The following is a 26,021-nucleotide window of genomic DNA, read 5'->3' as shown; positions in this document are numbered from 1 at the left end:
GAAGTAACAACGAAGTGATGAGGAGGGTTAAACCTCCTCATCGATAATCTTGCCATATCTAGAACCTGAATCAATCTGCTCATACAGCGCTCTTTTTGCCTCTAATTCTGGCGTGTATAGATCGACATGATTGTCAGTATAAAAAATACCATCTATCTCGAAAGTATCGGTGATCGAGGGAACTCTTGTTTTCTCACCCATAGTTATTTCCTTATTACTTTGATTGCATAACATCCTGTTATCAAAATAAGTATAGGTGATCTTGCTCCCAAATCTAATTTAGTTTTCGTTTTGTCTGTATGACTCTTTCACTAACTGGTGTTTTTGCATCTTATCGTAGAGTGTTTTTCGGGGAAGTTGCAGCCGATCCATCGTCTCTTTGATGCTGCCATTACACTCAATAAGCGCTTGCTTTAACGTGTTTTTCTCAAAATCACAAACCAGTTCTGCTAACGACAAATGTTGGGTCGACTCCGAAGTACTGTCTGATAAGTGAGATAGCTTGCCTAAAAGTACGAAACGCTCCGCAGTGTTACGCAATTCTCGTACATTTCCCGGCCAATCGTGGGCTAAAAGCTCGTGCAGTTCTTTCTGTGGAATTGCCGGGGCTGTTTTGCCATAACGTGCCGCAGCGACCAGTAAGAAGTGGTGGAAGAGTGCTGGGATATCTTCTTGGCGGCTTCTCAACGGCGGTAAATCTAGGGTGACAACATTCAACCGGTAGTAAAGGTCTTGTCTGAAAGTTCCTTCTTCAGCTGCCTTTTTCAAGTCAACTTTGGTTGCGGCGATTACTCGAATATCAAGTGGGACCAATCCGTTTGAGCCAACTCTTTCGATGACGCGTTCTTGCAAGACACGTAACAGGCGAATTTGTGCCTGCATCGGCATGGATTCTATCTCATCTAAAAATAGGGTTCCGCCTTGAGCAAACTCGAACTTGCCAATGCGTTTACTCTCAGCACCTGTGAATGCGCCTTTTTCATGGCCATACAACTCACTTTCAATCAGATTTTCTGGAACCGCCCCGCAATTGACGGCAACAAAGTTTTGTTCTCGTCGACTGCTTTGCTCGTGTAGGGATCGTGCGACTAATTCTTTGCCCGTGCCTGTCTCACCAAACAACAAAATATCGGCGTTAGTGTCGGCAACGTGGGTGATGATAGAACGCAGCTCGGTCATTGATTGCGTGTCACCAATGATTCTTGGTCCAAGCGCTTTACTGGCTTTGAGAGAGCGCTTCAATTCAAGATTCTCAAGGGTAAGTTGGCGTTTTTCTATCGCTCGCTTAGTGGTTTCGATTAGACGTTCATTGGCGAACGGCTTTTCAATGAAGTCATAGGCGCCGTCTTGGATTGCTTGCACGGCCATGGAGATATCGCCGTGGCCAGTGATCATGATTACGGGGACTTCTTTGTCTTTGTGCATTACGGTGTTGAGCAAGTCATGCCCGGAAATACCCGGTAAACAGATATCAGTGATGATGACGTGGGGTAAGCCGTTCTCTTGAATTGCGAGCAGAGCTGATTCGGCATCGGGAAAGAACTCCGCTTCAATATCGGCGAGCTCAAAGCTCTGTTCAATCGCCATTCTTAGGTCGGATTCATCATCAATGAAATAGACGTGACACATAGTGATTCCTTTACTTCTTTGTATTCTGATTATCGCTGAGTTTTTTGCTTGTTGGTTGACTCGCTTGTTCAATAGCTAGCTTGCTAACGGTTTAATCTCAGTCTGTTGTTTTTGGTTTGGGTGTTGGTTTTTTTTCTTTTTGTTCTTGCTCAACAAGGGGCAACTCTATGCTGAATCGAGCGCCACCTTGAGGGCTGTGACCGGTAACGAGCTTGCCGTTGATTCCGCGGATTATTTGTTGAGAAATCGATAACCCAAGTCCAAGTCCGTTTTTCTTGGTGGTATGGAAAGGTTCAAAAAAAACTCCGCTCGAAGAAGAAGTGAAGCCGGGGCCATTATCATCGACATGAATCAGCAAGGTGCTGGCTTGTTGATGGTCGGATTCCCTAATCTCTAACAGAATAGCTAATTGTTTGTCGTCTTGTTGTTCCATCGCCTGAATCGCGTTGGTCAGCAAATTAATGATCACTTGTTCCAATTGAATGGCGTTGGCGAGCACGCAAGCATCAAAGGTTTTAGGGAGTTCGTTGACCTTAACTCGTTCACTCTTGAGTTGTGGTTTCATCAGCTCTCTTGACGAGTGCAATACGGGAAGTATCTGCAACGTATGTAATTCTTCCGCGGTGGATTTCTTTGCAAAAGAGCGAAGCTGGTGGCTGATTTTCGCCATGCGATCAGTGAGCGCTGAGATTCGCGAGAGGTTGTCATCGACACGATCGATCTTTTCTTTGGCAAGAAACAGTCGGCCGTTGTCGGCATAACTGCGAATCGCAGCGAGAGGGTTATTTAACTCATGGCTGATGCTTGCCGACATTTGCCCTAGCACCGCCAGTTTCGCGGCTTGGATGAGTTCGTCTTGTGTCTGTCTCAGTACATGTTCGGTTTCGATACGATGTTTAATTTCGACGTGCAGCTCTGATGTGCGCTCAAGCACTTGAAATTCTAGCTTTTGCTTGGCTTCAGATTGCAGCCTATCAATTTGGGCACGCCTTTGTTGTCGATGGTGATTGAGCTGCATCGTTAGATAAATAATCGCAAAGATAAGGCTGAGAACTACAAGGTAAGCCACCAAGTCCCACCAAACTAAGTGGGTCGGAGAAAATACTCGTATGGTGAGTTTCGGTTCGGCTAAGAAGCGTGAAGAGCTAAAGAATTGCTCTTGGACGAGCTTGTGCGGAGACTCAATATTGCTAGTAGCACTCTCGAAATCACCAGAGAAGTGAAGGCTTTCTATTTTGGTATCGAGATATTGTCTGCTTTCTTGAATTCGAGCTTGCTGTGCTTGGCTCAGCGGCTGAAGGCTCTTGAACAGCCATTCAGGATTACTCGACATGAATACGATTTGGTCTTTATCGTCAGCAACAAAAAAACTCTGTTTGCCTTTCCAACTTGCTTCAATCAGTGATAAATCCATCTTTACGACAATGACGCCAATAATCTCAGCGGCATAGGAGACGGGGTAAGAATAATAATAGCCTCGCTTCCCAGACGTTGAACCTAGCGCAAAGTATTGATTTTCATTACCTTGAATGGCTTCTTGATAGTAGGGACGGAAAGCAAAGTTTCGACGAATAAAAGAATGCGGTTGATTCCAGTTACTGGCTGCGATAGTGGTGCCAATGCTGTCTAATAAATAAGTGTCGGACGCTTGAATCACCGAATTTACGTGCTCTAGATAGCGATTGGTGAGTTCGATTTGCGCAGAGTTACTTGGAGAGTGAAGGGCATCGACCAGTTCTTTGTCTTTTGAAAGCAGCTCGGGAATGTGCGCGAACTTATCCAATTGGCTTGAAATATGAACCGAAAAGCGGTCTAGCTTAGATTGATGATCATTTAACAAACTTTCATGACTTGTACTCCACACCCAATGACCGCCAAAGACCATCAGTAGACTGTATATGGCCATTAATAGTATTGGGATTCTAAAAGCTTGAAACATGAAGGCTCTCCGCTAATTTCTTTGGTAATCAATCAAGCCCGTCTTCTCTCATTTATGGTAGCAAATAGCGGTAGTTTTTGCTGAAAGGAGAAAGTCGACAGGTGGGGGTAGGTTAAGGGTTTGTAACGGGGATTGTTGAAAAAGTTATCGACTCTGAGGGGTAAAACAAGAGCAAGATCTCTTTTTAAGGTTTTTAGCAAAAAAAGCCCTCGATTCCCTTGAAAAAGTCGCTATTGTCCCCATTTCTGTTGTGCTAAGTGATGATTTGATCGTTTTTGTATCATTTAGTTGGACGAATTTAGAGCATTCATCATCATGCAGAGGTGAACGGCTCGACAGAGATTAAACAGATCGCTAGAATGTCGCATCTAAAATTTCTGTCCTGAGGCTAATCGGAGATACCTTTCTTGTTTCCGAAAACAAGCTTCACTGCTTTTTATAAGTGCGTGAAAACGTTTTATAACTGCGTGAGAACGTTCAATAAGCATGTGAAGAACGAAGATATCGCTGATTAGTCTGGTGTTTGGTTGAATAATCAATTCAGACATCAATGCTCGATTTTAAATTAGGTGTTCGGATAGAGCACTACACAAGAATGCAGCCAACAACGTCGGCTTTTGAATTAAAGCTAAGTTACGGCTCATATGCTCAGATTACTGAGCCAGTTTTGAGGTTTATATAATGCAAGTTACTGTTGAAACGCTAGAAGGCCTAGAGCGCCGTCTTAATATTACTGTTCCTGCTGCTAACATCGAAGATGCAGTTACAGCTGAACTACGCAACATCGCGAAAAACCGTCGTTTCGATGGTTTCCGTAAAGGCAAAGTGCCTATGAAGATGGTTGCTAAAATGTACGGCAAAGCAGTACGTCAAGACGTGATGGGCGAAGTAATGCAACGTCACTTCATCGAAGCGATCGTTAAAGAGAAAATCAACCCAGCTGGCGCACCTACTTTCGCACCAGTTGAAAACAACGAAGGCGCTGACCTAGTATTCAACGCAACTTTTGAAGTTTATCCAGAAGTTGAGCTGAAAGGTCTAGAAAACATCACTGTTGAGAAACCAGCAGTAGAAGTTAAAGAAGCTGACGTTGAAGAGATGATCGAAACTCTACGTAAGCAACAAGCAACTTGGACTGAAGTTGAAGCTGCTGCTGACGCTGGTTCTCGTGCAACTATCGACTTCGTTGGTTCTATCGACGGTGAAGAGTTCGAAGGCGGTAAAGCTGAGAACTTCCCACTAGAGATGGGTGCTGGTCGCATGATCCCTGGTTTTGAAGACGGTATCGTTGGTAAAACAGCAGGTATGGAATTCGAAATCGAAGTAAACTTCCCAGAAGATTACCACGCTGAAAACCTAAAAGGTAAAGCTGCTAAGTTCTCTATCAAGCTGAACAAAGTTGAAGCTCGTGAGCTTCCAGAACTAAACGAAGAATTCGTTTCTAAGTTCGGCGCAGCTGAAGGCGTTGAAGGCCTTAAAGCTGAAGTTCGTAAGAACATGGAGCGTGAGCTTAAGCAAGCTGTTAAGAACCGCATCAAAGAGCAAGCAATCGACGGTCTAGTTAACGAAAACAACATCGACGTACCTTCTGCTCTAATCGATCAAGAGATCGGTGTTCTACGTCAACAAGCTGCTCAACGTTTCGGTGGCAACACTGAAGCTGCTGACCAACTTCCACGTGAGCTGTTCGAAGAGCAAGCTAAACGTCGCGTAGTTGTAGGTCTTCTTCTTGGTGAAGTAATCAAGACTGAAGAGCTAAAAGCTGACGACGAGAAAGTTAAAGCTATCATCGAAGAGATGGCTACAGCATACGAAGATCCAACAGAAGTTATTGCTTACTACGAGCAAAACGAGCAAATGATGAACAACATGCGCAATGTTGCTCTAGAAGAGCAAGCTATTGATGCAATCATCGCTAAAGCTCAAGTTTCTGATAAAGAAGTTAGCTTCAACGAGCTAATGAATCAGCAACCTGCTTAATATAGTAATATCTGACGTAGAAGGTTGACGTACGGTCAACAATTCTGCTAACAATGGTCCGTATGATTTAATCATTCGGGCCATTTATTTTAGGGACATAAGAATATGAGCTACCAAGAAAAAAATACAATGCCATCGATTATGGACGCACTAGTTCCTATGGTGGTTGAACAGACTTCCCGTGGTGAACGTTCTTACGATATTTATTCTCGTCTATTAAAAGAACGTATCATTTTCTTAACAGGTCAAGTGGAAGACCACATGGCAAATCTTGTCGTGGCTCAACTGCTTTTCTTGGAATCAGAAAACCCAGACAAAGATATCTATCTTTACATCAACTCACCTGGCGGTAGCGTAACAGCGGGCATGTCTATCTATGACACAATGCAGTTCATCAAGCCAAACGTGAGCACAGTCTGTATGGGTCAAGCTTGCTCTATGGGTGCATTCTTACTAGCGGGTGGTACTCCTGGTAAGCGTCACGTGCTTCCAAACTCACGTGTAATGATTCACCAGCCACTTGGCGGCTTCCAAGGCCAAGCGTCTGATATTCAAATTCACGCGCAAGAGATCCTAACGATCAAACAAAAGCTAAACAAACTATTGGCAGAGCACACTGGTCAGCCTTTAGAAGTTGTTGAGCGTGATACAGATCGTGATAATTTTATGTCTGCTGATCAAGCAGTAGAATACGGCTTGGTAGATTCAGTTCTTAATCACCGCGGTCAATAATTGCACGGCAATTGTTTAACGCAAAGTGATTCAAATTGATATACACTCAAGCATAGAGAGTAAAGGCTAAGAGGTTAGCGAATGACAGATAAAAGCAAAGAGGGTGGTAGCGGTAAACTGCTTTACTGCTCTTTCTGTGGCAAAAGCCAACACGAAGTTCGCAAGTTAATCGCAGGTCCTTCTGTTTACATTTGTGATGAATGTGTCGATCTTTGTAACGACATTATTCGTGAAGAAATTAAAGATGTTCTTCCTAAGAAAGAATCGGAATCGCTGCCAACGCCGCGTGAGATTCGTGAGCATCTTGACGACTATGTAATCGGTCAAGAATACGCGAAGAAAGTGCTAGCAGTTGCGGTATACAACCACTACAAGCGTTTGCGTAATGGTGACACGACAGCTGAAGGCGTAGAGCTAGGTAAGAGTAACATTCTTCTTATCGGTCCTACTGGTAGTGGTAAAACGCTACTGGCTGAAACACTGGCTCGTTTCCTAGACGTTCCTTTCACAATGGCAGATGCAACAACACTAACCGAAGCCGGTTATGTGGGCGAAGATGTTGAAAACATCATCCAGAAGTTGCTTCAGAAGTGTGATTATGACGTAGCGAAAGCAGAACGCGGCATTGTTTACATCGATGAAATCGACAAGATTTCTCGTAAAGCTGAAAACCCATCAATCACGCGTGACGTGTCTGGTGAAGGTGTACAGCAAGCTCTACTTAAACTTGTTGAAGGTACAGTTGCTTCAGTTCCACCTCAAGGTGGTCGTAAGCATCCACAGCAAGAGTTCTTGCAAGTGGACACGTCTAAGATCCTATTTATTTGTGGCGGAGCGTTCTCTGGCCTAGATAAAGTGATTGAGCAACGTGTAGAAAAAGGTTCGAGCATCGGTTTTGGCGCAGAAGTGCGTTCAAAAGATGAAGCAAAAACTGTGGGTGAACTGTTCACTCAAGTTGAACCTGAAGATCTGGTGAAGTACGGTCTAATTCCGGAATTCATTGGTCGTCTACCCGTGACAACGACATTGACAGAACTTGACGAAGAAGCTCTAGTTCAAATTCTTTGTGAACCGAAGAATGCGCTTACTAAGCAGTACGCAGCATTATTTGAAATCGAAGAGACTGAATTAGAATTCCGCGACGATGCTCTACGTGCAATTGCGAAGAAAGCAATGGAACGTAAAACGGGTGCTCGTGGTCTGCGTTCTATCTTGGAGGGTGTTCTACTAGAAACTATGTACGAACTGCCATCTTCGACAGATGTAAGCAAGGTTGTGATTGATGAGTCGGTAATTAATGGTGAGTCAGAACCACTGTTGATTTACAGCAACTCAGATAACCAAGCAGCGGTTGCAGAGTAGGTCTTTTTTAGACAAGTCACTCAAATTGAAAAAGGAGGTAAGCAATTACCTCCTTTTTTTTATTCTTCCATTGAATCCAGTCGTTTAAGCCCCATATACTGCTTTATAAGTTAAAGCGGAAGAGAGAAATATATGAACTTGGAACGTTCCGAGCGTATCGAAATCCCCGTGCTACCTCTACGTGATGTAGTGGTTTACCCACACATGGTTATTCCATTGTTTGTCGGTCGTGAAAAATCGATTACTTGCCTTGAATCGGCAATGGAAGCTAACAAACAAGTACTACTTGTAGCGCAGAAAGAAGCGGACACTGATGAGCCTTCAATCGACGACCTATTTAACGTAGGTACAGTCGCTACTATTCTTCAGTTGCTAAAGCTGCCTGATGGTACTGTGAAAGTACTTGTCGAAGGTCAGCAGCGTGCAAAAATTCACCAGTTCAAAGAGAGTGAGTTTTTCTTAGCGGATGCCGAATACGTTGTAACCTCAGAACTTGACGAAAAAGAACAAGAAGTGGTTGTTCGCAGCGCGATCAATCAATTCGAAGGCTTTATTAAGCTAAACAAGAAAATCCCACCAGAAGTTTTGACGTCTCTGAACGGTATTGATGAGGCTGCACGCCTAGCCGATACGATTGCAGCGCACATGCCACTTAAATTGGTTGATAAGCAGCACGTTCTAGAAATTGCAGATGTGACAGAACGTCTGGAATTCTTAATGGGCCAAATGGAGTCTGAAATTGACATCCTGCAAGTTGAAAAACGCATTCGTGGCCGCGTTAAGAAGCAGATGGAGAAATCTCAGCGCGAGTACTACCTGAATGAGCAAATGAAAGCGATTCAGAAAGAACTGGGCGAGATGGACGACGCACCTGATGAATTCGAGACTCTGAAGAAGAAGATCGAAGATTCAAAAATGCCTCAAGAAGCTCGTGAAAAAACCGAGCAAGAACTGCAAAAACTGAAAATGATGTCGCCAATGTCTGCTGAAGCAACAGTAGTACGTAGCTACATTGATTGGATGGTTGGTGTTCCTTGGGCTAAGCGTTCAAAAGTTAAAAAGAATTTAGCGAAAGCGGAAGAGGTCTTGAATGAAGACCACTACGGCTTAGAGCGTGTTAAAGAACGTATCCTTGAATACTTGGCAGTACAAAATCGAATTAACAAGCTAAAAGGTCCAATCCTTTGTCTTGTTGGTCCTCCTGGTGTAGGTAAAACCTCGCTAGGCCGTTCGATTGCAGCGGCAACGGGCCGTAAGTACACTCGTATGGCTCTTGGTGGCGTACGTGATGAAGCGGAAATCCGCGGTCACCGTCGTACTTACATCGGTTCACTTCCGGGTAAACTGATCCAGAAGATGTCTAAAGTTGGTGTTAAGAACCCACTGTTCCTATTAGATGAAATCGATAAGATGTCTTCTGATATGCGTGGCGACCCATCTTCAGCGCTTCTAGAAGTGTTAGATCCAGAGCAAAACGTTGCATTCAACGATCACTACCTAGAAGTAGATTACGATCTGTCAGACGTCATGTTTGTTGCAACGTCTAACTCAATGGACATTCCTGGCCCGTTACTGGACCGTATGGAAGTGATTCGTCTGTCGGGTTACACAGAAGATGAAAAGCTGAACATCGCTAAAAGTCACTTACTGGACAAACAAGTCCAACGTAACGGCCTTAAGCCTCACGAGATTAATATCGAAGATTCAGCTATCGTTGGCATTATTCGTTATTACACGCGTGAAGCGGGCGTGCGTAATCTAGAGCGTGAAATCTCGAAGATTTGTCGTAAAGCAGTTAAGAATATCTTGCTAGACAGCAGCCTTAAGTCTGTAACGGTTAACATTGATAACCTGAAAGAGTACTTAGGCGTTCAACGTCATGACTTTGGTAAAGCGGATGAGAGTAACCGTATTGGTCAAGTGACGGGTTTAGCGTGGACTCAAGTGGGTGGTGACCTACTGACTATCGAAACTGAATCAATGCCAGGTAAAGGTAAGTTAACGCAAACCGGTTCTCTTGGCGATGTGATGAAAGAGTCGATTCAAGCAGCCATGACTGTGGTTCGTTCTCGTGCGGAAAATCTGGGTATTAACACAGATTTCTACGAGAAACGTGATATTCACGTTCACGTACCGGAAGGTGCAACACCAAAAGATGGCCCAAGTGCGGGTATCGCAATGTGTACTGCATTGGTATCCAGTCTAACGGGTAATCCTGTGAAAGCTGAGGTCGGTATGACCGGTGAAATTACCCTTCGTGGTGAAGTTTTACCTATCGGTGGTTTGAAAGAAAAACTGCTTGCAGCACACCGTGGCGGCATCAAAACTGTCTTGATTCCTAAAGACAATGAGCGTGATTTGGAAGAGATTCCAGACAATGTAATCGCTGACTTAAAGGTGATTCCGGTCCAATGGATTGATGAAGTACTTAAAGTCGCGCTAGAACGAGATCCGTCAGGGGTCGAGTTTGACGTGAAAAAATAGTGATGCATAGCAAAAATAAGTAAAGAATTACGCTGATAGACCCGAAAAGGCTTGTCAGCGTTTTTTTTGGACGCTAAGTTATTTGACTAAAGCTGCAGCCCTTTTGCAATAAGGCTTGCGGCTAAATTAAAACCAAAATGGAACGTATAGTCATCGAGAAGTAGTCACAGATGACACATAGGGGAAAAACAGTGAATAAAACACAACTAGTAGAATCAATCGCAGAAAACGCAGACATCTCTAAAGCTTCAGCTGGTCGCGCTCTAGACGCTTTCATCGAAGCAGTTGGCACAACGCTACAATCAGGTGACCAAGTTGCACTTGTTGGCTTTGGTACTTTCAGTGTTCGTACTCGTGCTGCTCGTACAGGTCGTAACCCAAAAACTGGTGAAGAGATCCAAATCGCAGAAGCTAAAGTACCTGGCTTCAAAGCAGGTAAAGCACTTAAAGACGCATGTAACTAATTTTCACTGCTGAAACCTCAATTTTAGAGAGGGGAAGGCAGTAAAATGCGTTTACTGTTTGAAAAATGATGTTTCATTCTTAGACAGTATGTGTGCAAAGCACATTGAACTTATTTAAATTATGCGCATCCTACTGATGCGCATTTCTTTTTCTGATAATATCGCGTGAATAGATTTTTATTTTGAAGCCAATGCTTCATATCCGGAGAGCACTTAAATTATGATGGATCGATTACGCGAAGGCGTGAATAGCATCGCGGTAAAAATTATCCTTGGGTTGATTATCCTGTCATTCGTATTCGCAGGTGTAGGCAGCTACATCACCGGTGGCGGTAACAACGCAGCAGCTAAAGTTGGCAACACAGAAATTGCTCGTGGTGAGTTCGAACAAGCTTACCAAAACGAACGTAATCGTATGCAGTCTCAACTTGGCGATTACTTCGCTCAAATGCTTGCAGACCCTGCATACGTAGAGTCTTTCCGTAAATCAGTACTTGATCGCATGATCAACGATGTTCTACTTGAGCAGCAAGCTGAGTCACTAGGCCTACGAATCAGTGATTCTCAAATCCGTACAATGATTCTAGAAATGCCTCAGTTCCAAACTGCTGGTCAATTTGATCAAGAAGTTTACCAATCAGCACTGCGTCGTGCAGGTTTCAGCGCAGAAAGCTTCGCTGAATACATGCGTCGTGACCTAATGCGTAACCAGCTTGTGACTGCGCTTCAAGGCAGTGAATTTGTTCTTCAAGGCGAAATCGATACGCAAAGCAAACTTATTGCTCAAACTCGTGACATTCGTACAGTGACCTTGTCTGTTGCTGATCTAGCGAAAAACATCAAGCTAACTGACGAGCAAATCGAACAGTACTATTCTGAGAGCCCTCAAGCTTACACTCGTCCAGAGCAAGCTAAGGTGTCTTACATCGAGCTTTCAGCTGAAGCACTTAAGTCTCAGCTTGAAGTAAGCGATGAAGAAGCACAGAAATACTATCAAGAGCACCTAGACAAGTACTCAACTGAAGAGCAACGTAAAGTTAGTCACATCTTAGTTCAAGGCGATGACGAAGCGAAAGCTCAGTCAATCCTAGACGAGCTAAATGCAGGCGCTGATTTTGCTACGCTAGCGGAAGAGAAATCTGACGACTTCGGTAGTGCAGATGTTGGCGGTGACTTAGGTTGGATTGAACGCGATGTTATGGACCCAGCATTCGAAGACGCGGCTTTCGCTCTTGAGAATATTGGCGATACTACTGGCCTAGTTAAATCTGATTTTGGCTACCACATCATCAAGCTAGACGAAGTAAAAACGTCTCAAGCTCAGCCTTATACAGAAGTAGCGGCTGAGATTAAGCAAGAACTACTAGATCAGCATGCTGTAGACCAGTTCTACGAACAGCAAACTGAACTAGAAAAAGTAGCGTTTGAATTCCCAGATTCTTTGGATGATTCTGCTGAAGCTATCAATGCGAAGATCACGACAACTGATTTCATCTCTCAAGTTGACGCTCCGGAAGTTCTGATGACGCCTGCAGTTATGCAAGCTATCTTGAGCCCTGAAGTGAAAGAAGACGGTCTGAACTCTGAAGTTATCGAAGTTGCACCTGAGCACGTGATTGTTGTTCGTGTAGAAGAGACTCGCGACGAGACAGTTCTTCCTCTAGCTGAAGTGAAAGATCAAGTTGTCGCTGCATTGTCTGCTGTACAAGCTGAGCAACAAGCAGTTGAGCTAGGTGTTTCTCTAGTGAACGAGCTTAAGCAAGGTAACGAAGCAGTACTTGCAGATAACAACCTTGAGTTCACTGAACTTGAAACGATTGACCGTAACTCGCCATTAGCGGCGTCTGTATTCGCTCTAGCGAAACCAGAAGCAGGTCAAACTGTGTTCGGTCAATCTAAAGACCAAGACGGTAACATCGTTGTTGTTGAGCTTTCTAAAGTAACGGCTGAAATCAACCCGGCTTACAGCACTCAAATTGGTGCACAGTTGGAACGAGTTGGTAATCAGCAAGACCTTACTAATGTACTAAACGTACTGCGTAAAAATGCAGACGTTGAATACTACGTAGTGGGTCAGGGTCAGTAAGCTCAGGTTAGTTTGAGTTAGCTTAGCTCGGTAGTTAAGCCTGTTAGGTGACTGACTACCGAGAATCAACATGCGATGGTTGTTGTTTTGCCAATTAGGTTTATTCGATAAATCAGATTTGCGAGCCAACAAACAAGCTAATGAAAACAAGATGTATAACGAAGCGGGTCACTTAGGTGACCCGCTTTATTTTTATCTGGTGATTGTGTTATCTAGTGCGGCAAATGCATAAATTACGTTTTTTGTTCAAAGGAACGGTTTATGCGCACGATATGTTCAACACTACTTCTTTCATTTCTGATGGCCCTTAGCTCCCCAGCGTTTTCTGATAGCCCAACTAAAGCTGAGCTTTACGATGGCATCGAGATTACGGTAAACATCAATACTGCGACGGCAGAAGAACTCTCAGCGCTATTAGTTGGTGTTGGGGACAAGAAAGCCCAAGAGATCGTCGATTACAGAGATCAAAACGGTGCGTTTACGACTGCTGATGATTTGGTGAGTGTGAAAGGGATAGGTGAAGCCACGGTTGAAAAGAACCGCGAAAGAATTCAACTTTGATCCGTTTTTCTACTTGTTAGAAATGAAGCGATAGATATGAAGCCTCCGGCCAGTGCACCTGCTAGGTGGGCTTCAATCGCGACACGAGCATTAATCAGTTCGCCAGTGGTGCTAGAAGGGCCAACAAGCTGCTCCCAAGCGATTTTAGTGATTAATCCCAATACTAACAGCCAACTTGATCTCCTACCGTTTAAAGCCTCACTGAGCGCGAATAAGCCAAACAACCCATGCAAAGTGCCAGATAGGCCAACATAGATCTGAATACTCGAAAACAACAGAGCGATCCCAGTCACTAAACTAATCACAAGCAGAGCCAGAACAAGCTGTTTTTTACTCGGTTGAAACAGATAGCTGATGATCCATAAGCCTGCTAGATTCATAAGAAGGTGCGAGTAGTTGGTATGTGAAAAGTTTCCTGTTAGGATTCGCCACCATTGCCCCTCGGCAATCGCATTGTTATCCCAAACGACCCAAGCTTGTATTGGCTCAAATTGGAATAAGACGCATAAAAGTGAAGTGAAAATTAAAACAGGGTACACATTAAATCCATGTCTCGTTATTGCCCCCAATGCAGTAAGGCTTTGAAAGCTTGTATTTGTCAGTGGGTTACACCACTCGAATCGAATGTTGAGCTTATCATTCTTCAGCACCCATCAGAAGAGCATCGCCCGATGGGAACTGCGCGTATCCTCTCGTTATCTCTAAATAACAGCGTGACGCTTGTCGGTGAAGATTTTTCAGACAACGAACAATTGAATGCATTGCTGGCCGATGAACAGTACCAACATGTAATTTTATATCCAAGCGAAAACTCTGTTTCAGTTGAGTCGGCAACATCTCCTAATAAGAAGCTGCGTGTGATTTTATTGGATGGGACGTGGAAGAAGGCGTTTAAGATGTGGCAGGTGTCGAGTAACTTGCATGCGCTGAGCACCGTTCACTTACCGAAAGACCTCAAGGGTAATTATCGAATTCGTAAAGCGCCAAGTGAAAACAGCCTTTCTACCGTCGAAGCTGGCTATCATTTGCTTAGCTTGCTAGAGAGTGATGGCGACTTTACCCCGTTACTAACGGTATTTGACCAAATGATTCAGTTTCAAATCAATCAAATGCCGCCGGGTGTGTTTGAGAAAAACTACTTAGATTAAGCCGATTCATTGGTGCGAGTCAGGAATTAAAACTCGGTATGCGCCGAGAACAGTTGCTGATGCATTTTCTGTGCAAGATCATCGGTCATGGATGAGATGTAATCGGCTATCACGCGCATCTTTCTAGATTCATCTTGATGCTGTAGCCATTGCTTCTTGATGGGCAGTGGCAGCAAGCGTTCAGGATCAGCGCTGAACGCTTCAAACATGTCCATGATGATCTGTTGGCCCTTATATTCGATGACCTGAACCTGAGGGACTTGAATCACGAACTCGCTGACAAAGTGTTTCAGTTTATCGAGTGTGCCGTCCATGCTCGGTTCAAGCACGGCATTGTAAGCCAACAGCACATTCTCAAAGCTAGCATCCACTCGTTCAATCGAAATACTGGTCAACAGAGCGTTAACTATCCCACCAATCGCATCTTTTCGACGATACTGCTCACCAGAGAAAAGCATCTCTGTAATTGAATCTAGGTGTTCACAAATCCAAGGATCGGCCATCTCTTCAAGTTGAGGGTAAGCTGAATCTACCCATTGAGCTTTGGTCACAGAGCCAAGCACAATCGCATCTTCTAAATCATGCACGCCATACGCGATGTCATCAGCCAACTCCATGATTGAACAATCAAGTGACTTATATTTGGTCTTATTGTGCTCAAGTGGCTCGGTATGCGTTTTTCTTTTCTGTTTTAGAAGCTGTTGGTCGCTACTTGAAAGCGGCTCCAGTACCCAGTTAAAAAGTTCTTCATCATGATCGTAGATGCCTTTTGCTGGCATCCAATCTTTGGCTCGGAGTTGTCGTTGGTGCTTAACAGGCTCAGACTGTAATTTAGCTTGAACTTCGCTAAGAAGTGAAGGGTATTTAATCAGCCCCAACAGAGTGCGTCGAGATAGATTCATCCCGTGATGTTCGGTGTAGGGTTCTAATTGAGTCACTATTCGGAACGTTTGGGCATTGCCTTCAAAGCCACCATGGTCGCGCATCATATAGTTCAACGCGACTTCACCACCATGCCCATAAGGCGGGTGGCCAATGTCGTGAGCTAAACACAGTGAATCAATCAAGCTATCTGAGGGGAGAAGATCTCGAAACTCGGGCTGCTTTTTCTTGAGTTGAGCGACAATGCCAGTACCAAGTTGTGCGGCTTCTAGCGAATGGGTAAGGCGAGTTCGGTGGAAATCGTTTACCGTGGTGCCATGAACTTGAGTTTTTGCTTGGAGGCGACGAAAAGCCGCAGAGTGAAGCACACGCGCACGATCGCGTTGATACGGGCTGCGGTGGTCATCACGTCTTATTTTATGTTCATCATCATTTCGATGTTGCCATTCTTGTGCGAGTTCAAATGATGGTTCGAGTTGGACAGTCAAAATAGCACCTATCAATCTGATTTATTTAGCTAATTACACTCAAGTTATACCTAGCTAGCTGATTTCGTCTAGTGATAATTCAAAACTCGGTGCAAAGGTGGTGAGAAAGTAATCCATTTCTGGGCTTTTACGTTGTTCGAGAGTCTCTTCCAACCTGCGTTTAGCTTGCTCGTATTCGTGATTGCCCGCGCTGAGTTCTTCCAGACATTTTAGGTAAGCACAGATAGTGTCTGCTTGTTTCACAATGCTTTGTTCTTCTTCGCTTGCCGTCCCGGATATTAAGAATGGGGCGAAGTCATCTTGAAACTCTTCTGGCAGCATCGAAAGTAGCCTTTGTTCTGCTGCCGCTTCTATCTTCTTATACTCTTGTGCGATGTCTGGATTGTAGTATTTAACTGGCGTCGGTAAATCCCCCGTTAGTACTTCACTGGTATCGTGGTACATACCAAGCAGCGCAATGTGCTCGGGGTTGAGCTGGCCAGCAAACTTCTTATTTTTAATTAATGCCAAGGCGTGTGCGACGAAAGCAACTTGCAGGCTGTGTTCTGAAATGTTCTCACTTGAGACTGATCGCATGAGGGGCCAGCGTTGGATAAGCTTCATACGGGCAAGATGGGCAAAGAAATGGCTTTGTTTCATAAGAGTCCTTATAGTACCAATCGTAGTAAATAACTGGTCATCCTAGCTTGTTAAAAAACTCGATAACTATGTTAGAATTTTTGATTGTAGAATAACTACTTACCAAAAAGTTCTGCCTTGTTCTCAAGCTTTTTCACTACGCTATTTCTAAACACTTACTTACTGTGATTGGTATAAACAATGCTCCACTCGTACCTTATGTTTGCCATAAACTGCACGAGACAGCGGATACAAAAAAGGCTCCCAAACAGGAGCCCTTTAAGCATAGAAGTGATTGATTACAAGTTAAAGTCTTTTAAAACAGCAAATTGTAGTCATCTTTCTTTGTGCTAATTAACCTTCGATGAGGTCGTCTTGGTTGTAAGTTTGCAAGAAGCGCTCAAGACGACCAATCGCGATTTCTAGGTCTTCTATATGTGGCAGAGTCACGATGCGGAAGTGATCCGGTTTTGGCCAGTTGAAGCCAGTACCTTGAACCAATAGCACCTTCTCTTGCTTAAGGAAATCGAGCACGAATTTCTGATCGTCTTTGATGTTGTACATGTTGGTGTCGATCTTAGGGAACAGGTACATCGCGCCTTTTGGTTTCACACAAGAAACGCCAGGGATCTTGTTGATCAGTTCCCATGCACGGTCACGTTGCTCAAGCAGTCGACCACCAGGAAGAATCAGTTCGTTGATACTCTGATAACCACCGAGTGCTGTTTGGATGGCGTGCTGCATTGGTACGTTGGCACACAAACGCATCGAGGCCAGCATTTCTAGCCCTTCAACGTAGCCTTTCGCTATGTGCTTCGGACCCGTTAAGAACATCCAGCCACCACGGAAACCACACACGCGGTAAGCCTTAGATAGACCATTGAATGTGACCATTAGTACGTCTTCAGCAAGCGTTGCGACTGAAGTATGTACGGCACCGTCGTAAAGCACTTTGTCGTAGATCTCATCAGCGAAGATGATTAGGCCGTGCTCACGTGCGATTTCGACAACTTGCAGTAGGAAATCACGGCTGTATACCGCGCCCGTTGGGTTGTTCGGGTTGATAAGAACGATGCCGCGAGTCTTTGGTGAGATCTTCGCACGCATGTCGTCTAGATCTGGATACCAATCAGCATCTTCATCACACAGGTAGTGAACCGGTGTACCACCAGAAAGCGCAACAGACGCTGTCCATAGTGGGTAGTCCGGAGCGGGAACTAAGATTTCATCACCATTATCCAGTAGCGCCTGCATAGACATAACGATAAGCTCTGATGCGCCATTACCAATGTAAACGTCTTCTACATCAAGGTTACGTAGGCCTTTTTTCTGGTAGTGCTGAACAACCGCTTTGCGGGCTGAATAGATGCCTTTTGAGTCACAGTAACCTTGAGATGTCGGTAGGTTACGGATTACATCAACAAGGATTTCATCAGGGGCGTCAAAACCAAATGGGGCGGGGTTACCAATATTAAGCTTTAGTATTTTATGCCCTTCTTCTTCCATGCGCTTAGCATGTTTGAGTACAGGCCCCCTGATTTCGTAGCATACGCTGTTGAGTTTTGACGACATCCCGATATTTTGCATTGCCGATTTCCTGAAATTAATTTAAATACTTTATTAAAGTACCGCAAAATGGGGTTTGATAGAATAAAAATCTGATGAATGTCGCATTTCAGTGTCACGTTTGGTCTTTTTGTTGTCACTCTTTTCTAAATTTTAATTAATCGCTTTCTTTGTTGTTGTCTAAGATGAATAAAGAGGCTGGATCGCTTAAAATCACAGGAATGTTCAAAAGATATAGTAGATTCTTGATCTAAGTGGGTGCTGCCCATAAAGTATCAAACTAATATAATAATAATTTAGATGTGAACGAGGTCGATTTGTCACATTTCCAGCAAACTATCTCCGCTTTGATTGAGCGAGTACAAAATGCCCAAGCAAGTGAAGTTCGTTGTGTTGAAGTTCTAACGCAAAAACCATCGTTTGCATTTATAGAATGGCTTCATGCTCAACCGCTCTTTCCAAAGTTCTACTGGCAGTCACGTGACACTCGTGAAGAGGTCGTCGCGCTCGGTCAACTGCACACTTTTTCTGATCCTGCTCCCGCATACGCAATTCTTGGTGAAGACCAACGAATCTGGGGTGGACGTTCATTTGATGGACATACCGCAAAGAACCGTCGTTGCATGGAATCGTTTTTCTTCCTTCCTCAGGTTGAATTAATCCGCTTTGACGACACTTGGTCGCTAGCGGTTAACTTGTCTCCTGATCGCGTTGCCTCCATTAATGCTTTGAATAAGCTTTCTGTAGAAGCGGCGATATTGGCACCTTTGTCGGCTCACATTGAACAGATTAACCACGTTCCAGAACGAGAACAGTGGGGTAATTTGGTCGATAAAGTGCTTCAGGGCATTAGCGACGAAGAGTACAAGAAAGTTGTTTTAGCGCGTAAAACCACACTGCAGCTCGATGCGCCAATCTGCGCGGCTCAATTACTCAAGGCCAGCTACCTGCAAAACCATCACAGCTTTCACTTTATGTTGGTATTAGATTCTAAACACAGCTTTATTGGCTCAACGCCAGAGCGTTTGTATAGCCGGTATGGGACAGAGCTGGATACTGAAGCTCTAGCGGGAACCATTGGTCGCGGAGAAAACGCGACAGAAGATATGGAGTTAGCGAACTGGCTTTCTCAAGACAGTAAAAACCTCAATGAGAACCAGTATGTGGTCGACGACATCATTGAGCGCCTAACTCCTCATTCTCAAACGGTCCATGTTGAAAAGGATACGCGTCTTGTGCGCTTGCGTAAGGTGCAGCATCTTAAGCGTAATATCCACGCTCAGCTTAATAATGGCGTTAACGGTGTGCAGTTGCTTGCTGCATTACAGCCGACTGCTGCGGTGGCGGGTTTACCGCGTAAAGAGGCGATGGACTTCATTCTTGAACACGAACCGTTTGCGCGAGGCTGGTATGCAGGCTCTGTTGGCTATATCAGTCATCAGAGAGCAGAGTTTTGTGTCGCGATTCGAAGTGCGTTAGTTGTAAACGATCAAGTACAGCTGTTTGCTGGTGCGGGGATCGTGCCGGGGTCGGTTGCCGAGTATGAATGGCAAGAATTGAACAAGAAGATGTCGACCTTACTCAGCTTGATTTCGGATCACCCGCCGTTGGGTGTGGCGTCATGAATCACGACCAAGCCGTATTAAATAGAGTTTGGAGTCACACATTACTTGAAGAGCTAGCACGCAACGGTGTTGAACATGTTTGTGTTGCACCGGGCTCTCGCTCAACGCCGTTAACTCTCGAAGCTGAAGCCAACCCCAAGTTAACCTTACACACGCACTTTGATGAGCGTGGTCTTGGATTCTTAGCTTTAGGTTTAGCTAAAGCCAGTGATAAGCCAGTTGCCGTGATTGTTACCTCTGGTACTGCTGTCGCTAACCTTCTCCCTGCGACAGCTGAATCTGGGCTGACACGAGAGAAGCTGATTTTGCTGACCTCTGATAGACCCATCGACTTGGTCGACTGTGGTGCCAATCAAGCGATTCAGCAACAGGGTATCTTTTCTTCCCATGTTGAAAGTGCTTTAAACTTACCAAGCCCTAGTACACAAGTTTCTCTGAATTGGTTGCTGACATCGGTTGATCACGCGCTGGTGAAACAACGCAATGTTGGTGGTGCGATTCATATCAACTGTCCGTTCCCAGAACCTCTATATTCTGCGAATAGCGCGGAAATGTATGCGGAATACACATCCAGTGTCGCTGGGTGGAAAGCTTCGACAAGCCCGTATACCAATACCTACTTGCCTAACCATTTGAATGAACAGCCAGTCGCGCCGGGCGATTACGTTGCCCGTAAAGGTGCGGTGATTATTGGCTCTATCGATAATAAATCAGCGAGAAAAGCAAAACAGTTTGCATCAGCTTTAGGTTGGCCAATTTTCTGCGATCCTCAATCGGGCGTAAGCAGCGATTGGAAACATTATGATCTTTGGATGCAGAGTGACGTAGCGAAAGAACAACTTAACCAATGTGATTTCATCCTTCAGTTCGGTGAGCGCATTGTTTCTAAGCGCCTTAATCATTGGATAAAGTCGCAAGCATCATCATTCTGCTCATCACAATATATTGTTGTGTCACCAGATACGCACCGAATCAACCAAGATCATCTGCCTCAAACTCATATCGTTGCTGCTATCGAGTCATGGGTATCAGAGCAGCATTTACCCACCTTGCTAGGCCAGCATGCAGGTTGGGCGGCTCCTTTAATCGAGGTCGCAAATACTGTTCAGCAACTCGCCCTCGCGCAAATATCCAACAATGACCAATTGACGGAACTCAGTGTTGCCGTTGACTTGTCGTCTAGACTTAAAGGCAGAGAGCTATTTGTGGGAAATAGCTTGATGGTAAGGCTGGTGGATATGCTGTCATCAATATCTGCGAATCAAGTTTACAGTAACCGTGGTGCATCGGGCATTGATGGCTTGGTGGCGACGGCTGCGGGCGTGGTGAAAGCCAACCAGAATCCTTTGTTGATGTTGATTGGTGATACCTCTTTGTTGTACGACCTCAATTCACTGGCTCTGCTGACTCATAATTTAACGCCGATGGTTATTGTTGTGACCAACAATGATGGTGGTGCAATCTTTGACTTGTTGCCGGTACCAGAGCAGCAAAAACAGTCACTTTATCAAATGCCTCATGGTTTCAGTTTTGAACACGCTGCTGCGCAGTTCCAACTTGGTTACGCTGCACCAGAAACCTTGAATTGCTATCAAAACATTATCGAACAACATTTCGAACAGGGTCAGGGTACCTTGCTCGTTGAAGTTAAGACGCCTCCCGAACAAGCGTCTACTTTGCTGAAACAATTCAGTTCAATGCTCACCGAGGCATTAGCCTAAGGACTTTACATGCTTTACTCCAATTATTACCCAGCTGTACAAGAACCTTCCGACAAACCTTTGCTTGTTTTTTTACATGGTTTACTCGGAAGCGGGGATGATTGGAGTGCATGTCATCCATATCTAGAGGATTTTCCTCGTCTTTGCATAGATTTGCCTGGGCACGGACAAAGCCGCTTTATCGATCCGGTAGGCTTTGATCATTGCTGCAAGAAAATCGTTCAGTGCATTACTTCTCAACTTGCCCTCAACGATCTTCCTGCGGATTACTCTATCGTGGTAATTGGCTACTCTATGGGAGGAAGGCTCGCCATGTATGGGGTGACAAGCCCTTGCTTCGAAACACTCAATCTAGAGAAAGTCATTATTGAAGGTGGCAACTTTGGTCTGGAGCGTGATGAAGAACGAGCACAAAGGTTAGTACATGATACGCAGTGGGCTGTCCGCTTTGCGCAGCAGTCGATTGAAGATGTTTTAGACGATTGGTATCAACAAAGCGTCTTTTCTTCACTAAATCATGAGCAAAGACAAACTTTGGTCATAAAGCGTAGTGGTAACCTTGGAGTATCCGTAGCAAATATGTTGTTATCTACTTCGTTAGCTAAGCAACCGGATTTACGTGCCACATTGAAATCTCATGAGCATTTATTGCATTATGTGTGTGGAGAAAAAGATCGTAAATTCATGGAGCTAGCTGAGAATAGTGGCTTTGAATATAGTCAGGTTGATTACGCGGGTCATAATGTTCATTTTGAGCAACCAGAGTTGTTTTCAAACTTGATCATCCAATGTATCGCCAGTCGTCGCTAATCTGACTGAGCGGATCTCTAGTCTCAAGCACTATCAAAAGCAGAGCAACACCGTCACGACTACTTGTTAGTCGTGGTCTCTAATAGAACAATGGGAATCACCATGGCTAAAACAGTAGGCATCACAGAAGAAGAACTTTACGCGGCAGTTAACTGGAGCGATGAAAGCAGTCAATTCGAAGATATTCAGTACCACAAGTCTGACGACGGTATTGCGAAAATCACGATTGCGCGTCCTCAAGTCCACAATGCGTTCCGTCCACAAACCGTAAAAGAGATGATCAATGCGCTGGCTGATGCTCGTTATGACGAGAAGGTTGGCGTAATCATTTTGACGGGTCTTGGTGAGAAGGCGTTCTGTTCTGGTGGTGACCAAAGTATTCGTGGTGACTACGGCGGCTATCAAGATGATTCAGGTACACATCACCTGAACGTACTTGATTTCCAACGTCAAATTCGTACTTGTCCAAAACCAGTAATCGCAGCGGTATCGGGTTGGGCGGTCGGTGGTGGTCATGTTCTTCACATGATGGCAGACCTTACCATCGCAGCTGAAAACGCTCAGTTCGGTCAGACAGGTCCTAAAGTCGGTTCATTCGATGGCGGTTGGGGTGCTTCTTACATGGCTCGTATCGTTGGCCAAAAGAAAGCGCGTGAAATCTGGTTCTTGTGTCGTTTCTACGATGCTCAAGAAGCATTGGACATGGGCCTAGTAAACACAGTGGTACCTGTTGCTGATCTAGAAAAAGAAGCCGTTCGTTGGTGTCGTGAAGTTCTTCAACACAGCCCAATGGCGCTGCGTTGCTTGAAAGCCGCACTAAACGCAGACTGTGATGGTCAAGCCGGTCTACAAGAGTTGGCGGGTAACGCAACCATGATGTTCTACATGACAGAAGAAGGCCAAGAAGGCCGAAACGCATTTAACGAGAAGCGTCGACCTGATTTCGACAAGTTCCCGCGTAACCCATAGTCTTTCTCTTCTTTAAAATGAGTCGCTAATAGCGGCTCGTTTTGTTTTGATGTTCCCCGTTTTTTAGGAAACTTTATGAACTCAGTGAATTCTCAGCGTCACGCTAAACTCTACCGTTATCAACTACCTATGGATAGTGGTGTGATTCTTCGTGACAATAAGTTGAACGAACGTGTTGGCTATGTCATCCAACTTGAGTGTGACGGTAAAACTGGCTTTGGCGAAGTTGCGCCTTTGCCAGGTTTTAGCCTAGAAGATGCCGAGCAAGTCGGTATTCAACTGCAACACGAACTAGAGCTTTGGAGCCACAACAACCCTCAAACGCCTTTTGATGAGCTATATCCTTCTGTTGCCTTCGGCTTTTCGATGGCGATGATGGAATTACGAGGCGAGCTCAACGCAGAAGGTAACTACCAAGCGGCGCCGTTGTGTACAGGAGATCCAGATGAACTTATTCCTGTGCTTAATGAGATGAAAGGCGAGAAGGTCGCTAAGGTAAAAGTTGGCCTTTATGAAGCAATCCGTGATGGCATGTTGGTTAGCTTATTTCTTGAATCGATTCCTGATTTAACGCTAAGACTAGATGCTAACCGCGCGTGGAAACCTGAAAAAGCGAAGCAGTTCATTAAGTACATTTCGCCGTCACTGCGTCAGCGCATTAGCTTTATAGAAGAGCCTTGCCAAAAGCCAGAAGGCAGCTTGGCATTTGCCATCGACCATGGCGTTGCGATTGCATGGGATGAAACCCTGCAAGAAGCGGTAAGAAGCCCTGAGTTTGATCTTAGTGATTTAACGGGTGTTAAGGCGGTTGTGATTAAACCAACCTTGATTGGCTCAGTAGAGCGTTGTGTTGCTATCATTGAACGCGCGCAACAACTTGGTATTAAACCTGTACTAAGCTCAAGCATAGAGTCTAGCCTTGGCTTAACTCAGATTGCTCGATTGGCGCAGCAGTACTTGCCTAATGAAGTTCCAGGGCTTGATACGATTGGCTTGTATCAGCAACAGCTAGAAGTCTCTTGGCCGGGTTGTCAGCTTCCAGTTTCAACGCTTGAACAGCAACAATTGATTTGGTCTTCTTAGGCTGATCGTTCGATTGGCTTAGACCGTTCTCAATCTATAACTTGGTTATCTTATGATGCGCCCACAATCTAATCATCACCCGCTCTGGGTACAGTGGGCGCAGCAGAACCCACATCAAACAGCGTTAGTGACTCCTAACCGCGCTTACACTTGGCAGCAAGTGTCTGTGCTGGTGAGTGAGTACCAACAACAGTTGTCTCATCAAGGCCTATCTGCAGGTGATGTACTGACGATTGTCGGTAAGAACCAAACTGAAGTGATTCCTGTGTATCTTGCGGCCTTAAATTTAGGTGTGGTTTGTGCGTTTACAATGCCTCAGCCAGCAGCTCGTTTAACGCAGAAGCTTGAATCCCTCTATGGTCAGTTAGACAGACGTTACCTTTGGCTATTAGATAGCTGTGGGTTAGATCATTCTGATGTTGTTGACCTCAAGACTGTATTGGTGACGCTACCTTGCTTGAACGAAGTTAAGGTCGATGGTGATGACAAACCAACAACACCGCAAAATCCTAACTTTAATCCTCAATCTTTAGCGAGCATCGTATTCACTTCTGGCTCTACCGGAAACCCGAAAGCGGTGGCTCACACGCTGCAGCAACACTTATGTTCAGCTCAGGGTTTACTCGACGTTTTCAACTTTGAACAAGCTGACACTTGGTTGCTTAGCCTACCTATGTACCATGTGTCAGGATTGGCGATTGTCCATCGTTGGTTGGCGGCTGGTGGCTGCATCAAAATAGGGTCAGGTAAGCTTGAGTCAGACATCGAAGGTTGCAGTCATGCCTCTTTAGTGGCTACTCAACTACATAGGTTATTGCAGAGTAAGCAAGCACTTACTCTAACTCATGTGCTTTTAGGCGGTAGCCATATCCCAGAAGCGCTAGGGCTTGAAGCTCAACAAATGGGCATTGAAACTTGGCTTGGATACGGCATGACAGAAGCGGCTTCAACAGTGACCGCGAAGCAAGTCGATTCTAGTAATACTGCAGGTTTTGTTCTCGACCAACGCCAGTTGAAAATTGAAGATCAACGTATCTATATTGGCGGTAATACACTTGCTTCTGGTTATTACTATCAAGGTGACTTTACGCCACTGGTGGATGACCAAGGTTGGTTTGACAGTAAAGACCTCGGTGAATGGGATGGCGAACAAGTATCGATTATTGGCCGAGCGGATAACCAGTTTATTTCCGGTGGTGAAAACATCCACTGTGAAGAAATTGAGCGAGCACTCAACCAATTACCTGAAGTTAAACAAGCCTTTGTGGTCCCTGTTGAAGACAGTGAATTTGGCTTTAGACCGATTGCGATTGTCGACTGCGATGAACTACCTACCAAAGAGTGGTTTGCAGAACAGTTACAAGGAAGCCTAGAGCGATTTAAGTTTCCTATCGAGTATTATCAGATGCCTGAGCAAGAACAGCAGGGGATCAAAGTCTCGAGAGCAGGCTTGGCATCTTGGTTGTTGAAGCATAGAAACTAAAAGCCGAAGAACACTGGAAGATGTGTGTCGTTTGCTAGATTGAGAGGCGGTTAGTTAATTTAGCAATTAGATAGTTCAAAACAGAATTTATTATCTTTATAACCATCCATCATAATAAGCCCTATAAATAACGGATTATAGAATAAGGTCTTATTATGAAAATTGCTCTCATCATTGCGGTTTTACTGCAGATAGGCCAAGCAGTGACGTCGTCTGGGCTAACTCGATCGTTGGCTGAACTCACCGCATTTGTATTGGTTGTGGTACTTGTTTTGATGAAAAGGGAGAGCCAAAAGAGTGAAAAGCCCCTGTTTGACTAGTGACTGTTGTAACAATGAATATATACGATAAAGGCAAAGCCCATTTGAGCTTTGCCTTTTTGTTTTGTTGC

The 26,021-nt window shown here is 44.7% G+C and carries 23 protein-coding genes and 1 pseudogene; 17 read left to right on the top strand and 7 right to left on the bottom strand.

What is annotated here, in order from left to right; all coding sequences use genetic code 11:
* Positions 1 to 27: 27 nt before the first annotated feature.
* The 3 genes from AC3CHU_RS11570 to AC3CHU_RS11560 all read right to left on the bottom strand — a co-directional run bounded on the left by AC3CHU_RS11570 (position 28) and on the right by AC3CHU_RS11560 (position 3,568).
* Entirely contained in the window at positions 28 to 201 is a 174-nt protein-coding gene (locus AC3CHU_RS11570; RefSeq protein WP_004736075.1) for a hypothetical protein, read from the bottom strand.
* A 78-nt stretch (positions 202 to 279) separates the two neighbouring features.
* Positions 280 to 1,629 carry a sigma-54-dependent transcriptional regulator gene (locus AC3CHU_RS11565; RefSeq protein WP_017092585.1) on the bottom strand — a complete coding sequence of 450 codons (1,350 nt, stop codon included), beginning with the start codon at positions 1,627 to 1,629 and terminating at the stop codon, positions 280 to 282.
* A gap of 97 nt (positions 1,630 to 1,726) precedes the next feature.
* Complete coding sequence (locus tag AC3CHU_RS11560; RefSeq protein ID WP_488524595.1) at positions 1,727 to 3,568, bottom strand: sensor histidine kinase; 1,842 nt, start codon at positions 3,566 to 3,568, stop codon at positions 1,727 to 1,729.
* 163 nt (positions 3,569 to 3,731) lie between these two features.
* On the opposite strand from AC3CHU_RS11560, the pseudogene AC3CHU_RS11555 reads away from it, so the two are divergent.
* From AC3CHU_RS11555 to AC3CHU_RS11515, 9 genes and pseudogenes are all read left to right on the top strand, one after another.
* Positions 3,732 to 3,914 (top strand): annotated as a pseudogene (locus tag AC3CHU_RS11555) (hypothetical protein); the annotation flags it as partial.
* Between the two features lie 335 nt (positions 3,915 to 4,249).
* Positions 4,250 to 5,548: a trigger factor gene (tig, locus tag AC3CHU_RS11550; protein ID WP_004736079.1), complete on the top strand. Its 1,299-nt coding sequence runs from the start codon at positions 4,250 to 4,252 to the stop codon at positions 5,546 to 5,548.
* Between the two features lie 105 nt (positions 5,549 to 5,653).
* Positions 5,654 to 6,280 carry an ATP-dependent Clp endopeptidase proteolytic subunit ClpP gene (gene clpP / locus AC3CHU_RS11545; RefSeq protein WP_004736080.1) on the top strand — a complete coding sequence of 209 codons (627 nt, stop codon included), beginning with the start codon at positions 5,654 to 5,656 and terminating at the stop codon, positions 6,278 to 6,280.
* Between the two features lie 81 nt (positions 6,281 to 6,361).
* Positions 6,362 to 7,642 carry an ATP-dependent protease ATP-binding subunit ClpX gene (gene clpX / locus AC3CHU_RS11540; RefSeq protein WP_004736081.1) on the top strand — a complete coding sequence of 427 codons (1,281 nt, stop codon included), beginning with the start codon at positions 6,362 to 6,364 and terminating at the stop codon, positions 7,640 to 7,642.
* Positions 7,643 to 7,774: 132 nt separating this feature from the next.
* Complete coding sequence (gene lon, locus AC3CHU_RS11535) at positions 7,775 to 10,126, top strand: endopeptidase La (protein ID WP_017076773.1); 2,352 nt, start codon at positions 7,775 to 7,777, stop codon at positions 10,124 to 10,126.
* A gap of 191 nt (positions 10,127 to 10,317) precedes the next feature.
* Positions 10,318 to 10,590, top strand: a complete 273-nt coding sequence (locus AC3CHU_RS11530; RefSeq protein WP_004736083.1) for an HU family DNA-binding protein — start codon at positions 10,318 to 10,320, stop codon at positions 10,588 to 10,590.
* A 220-nt stretch (positions 10,591 to 10,810) separates the two neighbouring features.
* Positions 10,811 to 12,676, top strand: coding sequence for a peptidylprolyl isomerase (gene ppiD / locus AC3CHU_RS11525; protein ID WP_488524594.1), 1,866 nt, complete (start codon positions 10,811 to 10,813; stop codon positions 12,674 to 12,676).
* Between the two features lie 70 nt (positions 12,677 to 12,746).
* On the top strand, positions 12,747 to 12,908 hold the full coding sequence (locus AC3CHU_RS11520) for a hypothetical protein (protein WP_155758808.1): 162 nt from the start codon (positions 12,747 to 12,749) through the stop codon (positions 12,906 to 12,908).
* 29 nt (positions 12,909 to 12,937) lie between these two features.
* Positions 12,938 to 13,237: a ComEA family DNA-binding protein gene (locus tag AC3CHU_RS11515; RefSeq protein ID WP_488524593.1), complete on the top strand. Its 300-nt coding sequence runs from the start codon at positions 12,938 to 12,940 to the stop codon at positions 13,235 to 13,237.
* On the opposite strand, the gene rrtA is transcribed toward AC3CHU_RS11515, so the two are convergent.
* Entirely contained in the window at positions 13,228 to 13,776 is a 549-nt protein-coding gene (gene rrtA, locus AC3CHU_RS11510; RefSeq protein ID WP_488524592.1) for a rhombosortase, read from the bottom strand. The genes AC3CHU_RS11515 and rrtA overlap by 10 nt on opposite strands.
* A gap of 9 nt (positions 13,777 to 13,785) precedes the next feature.
* Between rrtA and AC3CHU_RS11505 the strand changes: the two genes are divergently transcribed.
* Positions 13,786 to 14,385 (top strand): tRNA-uridine aminocarboxypropyltransferase, encoded by a 600-nt coding sequence (locus AC3CHU_RS11505; RefSeq protein ID WP_488524591.1) that lies wholly within the window; start codon positions 13,786 to 13,788, stop codon positions 14,383 to 14,385.
* A gap of 26 nt (positions 14,386 to 14,411) precedes the next feature.
* Here AC3CHU_RS11505 and AC3CHU_RS11500 read toward each other — a convergent pair whose 3' ends face one another.
* The 3 genes from AC3CHU_RS11500 to AC3CHU_RS11490 all read right to left on the bottom strand — a co-directional run bounded on the left by AC3CHU_RS11500 (position 14,412) and on the right by AC3CHU_RS11490 (position 17,960).
* Positions 14,412 to 15,755: an anti-phage deoxyguanosine triphosphatase gene (locus AC3CHU_RS11500; protein ID WP_488524590.1), complete on the bottom strand. Its 1,344-nt coding sequence runs from the start codon at positions 15,753 to 15,755 to the stop codon at positions 14,412 to 14,414.
* A 54-nt stretch (positions 15,756 to 15,809) separates the two neighbouring features.
* Positions 15,810 to 16,394 (bottom strand): 5'-deoxynucleotidase, encoded by a 585-nt coding sequence (gene yfbR / locus AC3CHU_RS11495; protein WP_488524589.1) that lies wholly within the window; start codon positions 16,392 to 16,394, stop codon positions 15,810 to 15,812.
* A 333-nt stretch (positions 16,395 to 16,727) separates the two neighbouring features.
* Entirely contained in the window at positions 16,728 to 17,960 is a 1,233-nt protein-coding gene (locus AC3CHU_RS11490) for a pyridoxal phosphate-dependent aminotransferase (protein ID WP_054548195.1), read from the bottom strand.
* A gap of 296 nt (positions 17,961 to 18,256) precedes the next feature.
* Here AC3CHU_RS11490 and AC3CHU_RS11485 point away from each other — a divergent pair, with 296 nt between their 5' ends.
* The 7 genes from AC3CHU_RS11485 to AC3CHU_RS11455 all read left to right on the top strand — a co-directional run bounded on the left by AC3CHU_RS11485 (position 18,257) and on the right by AC3CHU_RS11455 (position 25,950).
* Positions 18,257 to 19,564 carry an isochorismate synthase gene (locus AC3CHU_RS11485; protein ID WP_171316822.1) on the top strand — a complete coding sequence of 436 codons (1,308 nt, stop codon included), beginning with the start codon at positions 18,257 to 18,259 and terminating at the stop codon, positions 19,562 to 19,564.
* Positions 19,561 to 21,285 (top strand): 2-succinyl-5-enolpyruvyl-6-hydroxy-3-cyclohexene-1-carboxylic-acid synthase, encoded by a 1,725-nt coding sequence (gene menD, locus AC3CHU_RS11480; protein WP_488525494.1) that lies wholly within the window; start codon positions 19,561 to 19,563, stop codon positions 21,283 to 21,285. The genes AC3CHU_RS11485 and menD overlap by 4 nt, the downstream gene beginning before the upstream one ends.
* A 9-nt stretch (positions 21,286 to 21,294) precedes the next feature.
* The gene (gene menH / locus AC3CHU_RS11475; RefSeq protein WP_171309180.1) at positions 21,295 to 22,095 is read left to right on the top strand and encodes a 2-succinyl-6-hydroxy-2,4-cyclohexadiene-1-carboxylate synthase; all 801 of its coding nucleotides are present in this window, start codon (positions 21,295 to 21,297) and stop codon (positions 22,093 to 22,095) included.
* A gap of 102 nt (positions 22,096 to 22,197) precedes the next feature.
* The gene (menB, locus tag AC3CHU_RS11470; RefSeq protein WP_065206783.1) at positions 22,198 to 23,064 is read left to right on the top strand and encodes a 1,4-dihydroxy-2-naphthoyl-CoA synthase; all 867 of its coding nucleotides are present in this window, start codon (positions 22,198 to 22,200) and stop codon (positions 23,062 to 23,064) included.
* A 75-nt stretch (positions 23,065 to 23,139) separates the two neighbouring features.
* The gene (gene menC / locus AC3CHU_RS11465) at positions 23,140 to 24,147 is read left to right on the top strand and encodes an o-succinylbenzoate synthase (protein WP_488524588.1); all 1,008 of its coding nucleotides are present in this window, start codon (positions 23,140 to 23,142) and stop codon (positions 24,145 to 24,147) included.
* A gap of 52 nt (positions 24,148 to 24,199) precedes the next feature.
* On the top strand, positions 24,200 to 25,630 hold the full coding sequence (menE, locus tag AC3CHU_RS11460; RefSeq protein WP_171311984.1) for an o-succinylbenzoate--CoA ligase: 1,431 nt from the start codon (positions 24,200 to 24,202) through the stop codon (positions 25,628 to 25,630).
* Between the two features lie 155 nt (positions 25,631 to 25,785).
* Entirely contained in the window at positions 25,786 to 25,950 is a 165-nt protein-coding gene (locus tag AC3CHU_RS11455) for a hypothetical protein (protein WP_171311987.1), read from the top strand.
* Positions 25,951 to 26,021 lie beyond the last annotated feature (71 nt).

This window comes from Vibrio sp. QJM3NY_39 (assembly GCF_057785895.1).
This window is presented reverse-complemented; position numbering and strand designations above follow the sequence as displayed.

Bases quoted from the DNA above. Each gene is read 5' to 3' on its own strand.
- clpP (WP_004736080.1), top strand. From the start codon at position 5,654: ATGAGCTACCAAGAAAAAAATACAATGCCATCGATTATGGACGCACTA.
- AC3CHU_RS11520 (WP_155758808.1), top strand. From the start codon at position 12,747: ATGCGATGGTTGTTGTTTTGCCAATTAGGTTTATTCGATAAATCAGAT.
- menH (WP_171309180.1), top strand. From the start codon at position 21,295: ATGCTTTACTCCAATTATTACCCAGCTGTACAAGAACCTTCCGACAAA.
- clpX (WP_004736081.1), top strand. From the start codon at position 6,362: ATGACAGATAAAAGCAAAGAGGGTGGTAGCGGTAAACTGCTTTACTGC.
- yfbR (WP_488524589.1), bottom strand. From the start codon at position 16,394: ATGAAACAAAGCCATTTCTTTGCCCATCTTGCCCGTATGAAGCTTATC.
- AC3CHU_RS11515 (WP_488524593.1), top strand. From the start codon at position 12,938: ATGCGCACGATATGTTCAACACTACTTCTTTCATTTCTGATGGCCCTT.
- menC (WP_488524588.1), top strand. From the start codon at position 23,140: ATGAACTCAGTGAATTCTCAGCGTCACGCTAAACTCTACCGTTATCAA.
- lon (WP_017076773.1), top strand. From the start codon at position 7,775: ATGAACTTGGAACGTTCCGAGCGTATCGAAATCCCCGTGCTACCTCTA.
- menB (WP_065206783.1), top strand. From the start codon at position 22,198: ATGGCTAAAACAGTAGGCATCACAGAAGAAGAACTTTACGCGGCAGTT.
- AC3CHU_RS11455 (WP_171311987.1), top strand. From the start codon at position 25,786: ATGAAAATTGCTCTCATCATTGCGGTTTTACTGCAGATAGGCCAAGCA.
- AC3CHU_RS11565 (WP_017092585.1), bottom strand. From the start codon at position 1,629: ATGTGTCACGTCTATTTCATTGATGATGAATCCGACCTAAGAATGGCG.
- menD (WP_488525494.1), top strand. From the start codon at position 19,561: ATGAATCACGACCAAGCCGTATTAAATAGAGTTTGGAGTCACACATTA.
- menE (WP_171311984.1), top strand. From the start codon at position 24,200: ATGATGCGCCCACAATCTAATCATCACCCGCTCTGGGTACAGTGGGCG.
- AC3CHU_RS11490 (WP_054548195.1), bottom strand. From the start codon at position 17,960: ATGCAAAATATCGGGATGTCGTCAAAACTCAACAGCGTATGCTACGAA.
- AC3CHU_RS11560 (WP_488524595.1), bottom strand. From the start codon at position 3,568: ATGTTTCAAGCTTTTAGAATCCCAATACTATTAATGGCCATATACAGT.
- tig (WP_004736079.1), top strand. From the start codon at position 4,250: ATGCAAGTTACTGTTGAAACGCTAGAAGGCCTAGAGCGCCGTCTTAAT.
- AC3CHU_RS11505 (WP_488524591.1), top strand. From the start codon at position 13,786: ATGTCTCGTTATTGCCCCCAATGCAGTAAGGCTTTGAAAGCTTGTATT.
- AC3CHU_RS11570 (WP_004736075.1), bottom strand. From the start codon at position 201: ATGGGTGAGAAAACAAGAGTTCCCTCGATCACCGATACTTTCGAGATA.
- ppiD (WP_488524594.1), top strand. From the start codon at position 10,811: ATGATGGATCGATTACGCGAAGGCGTGAATAGCATCGCGGTAAAAATT.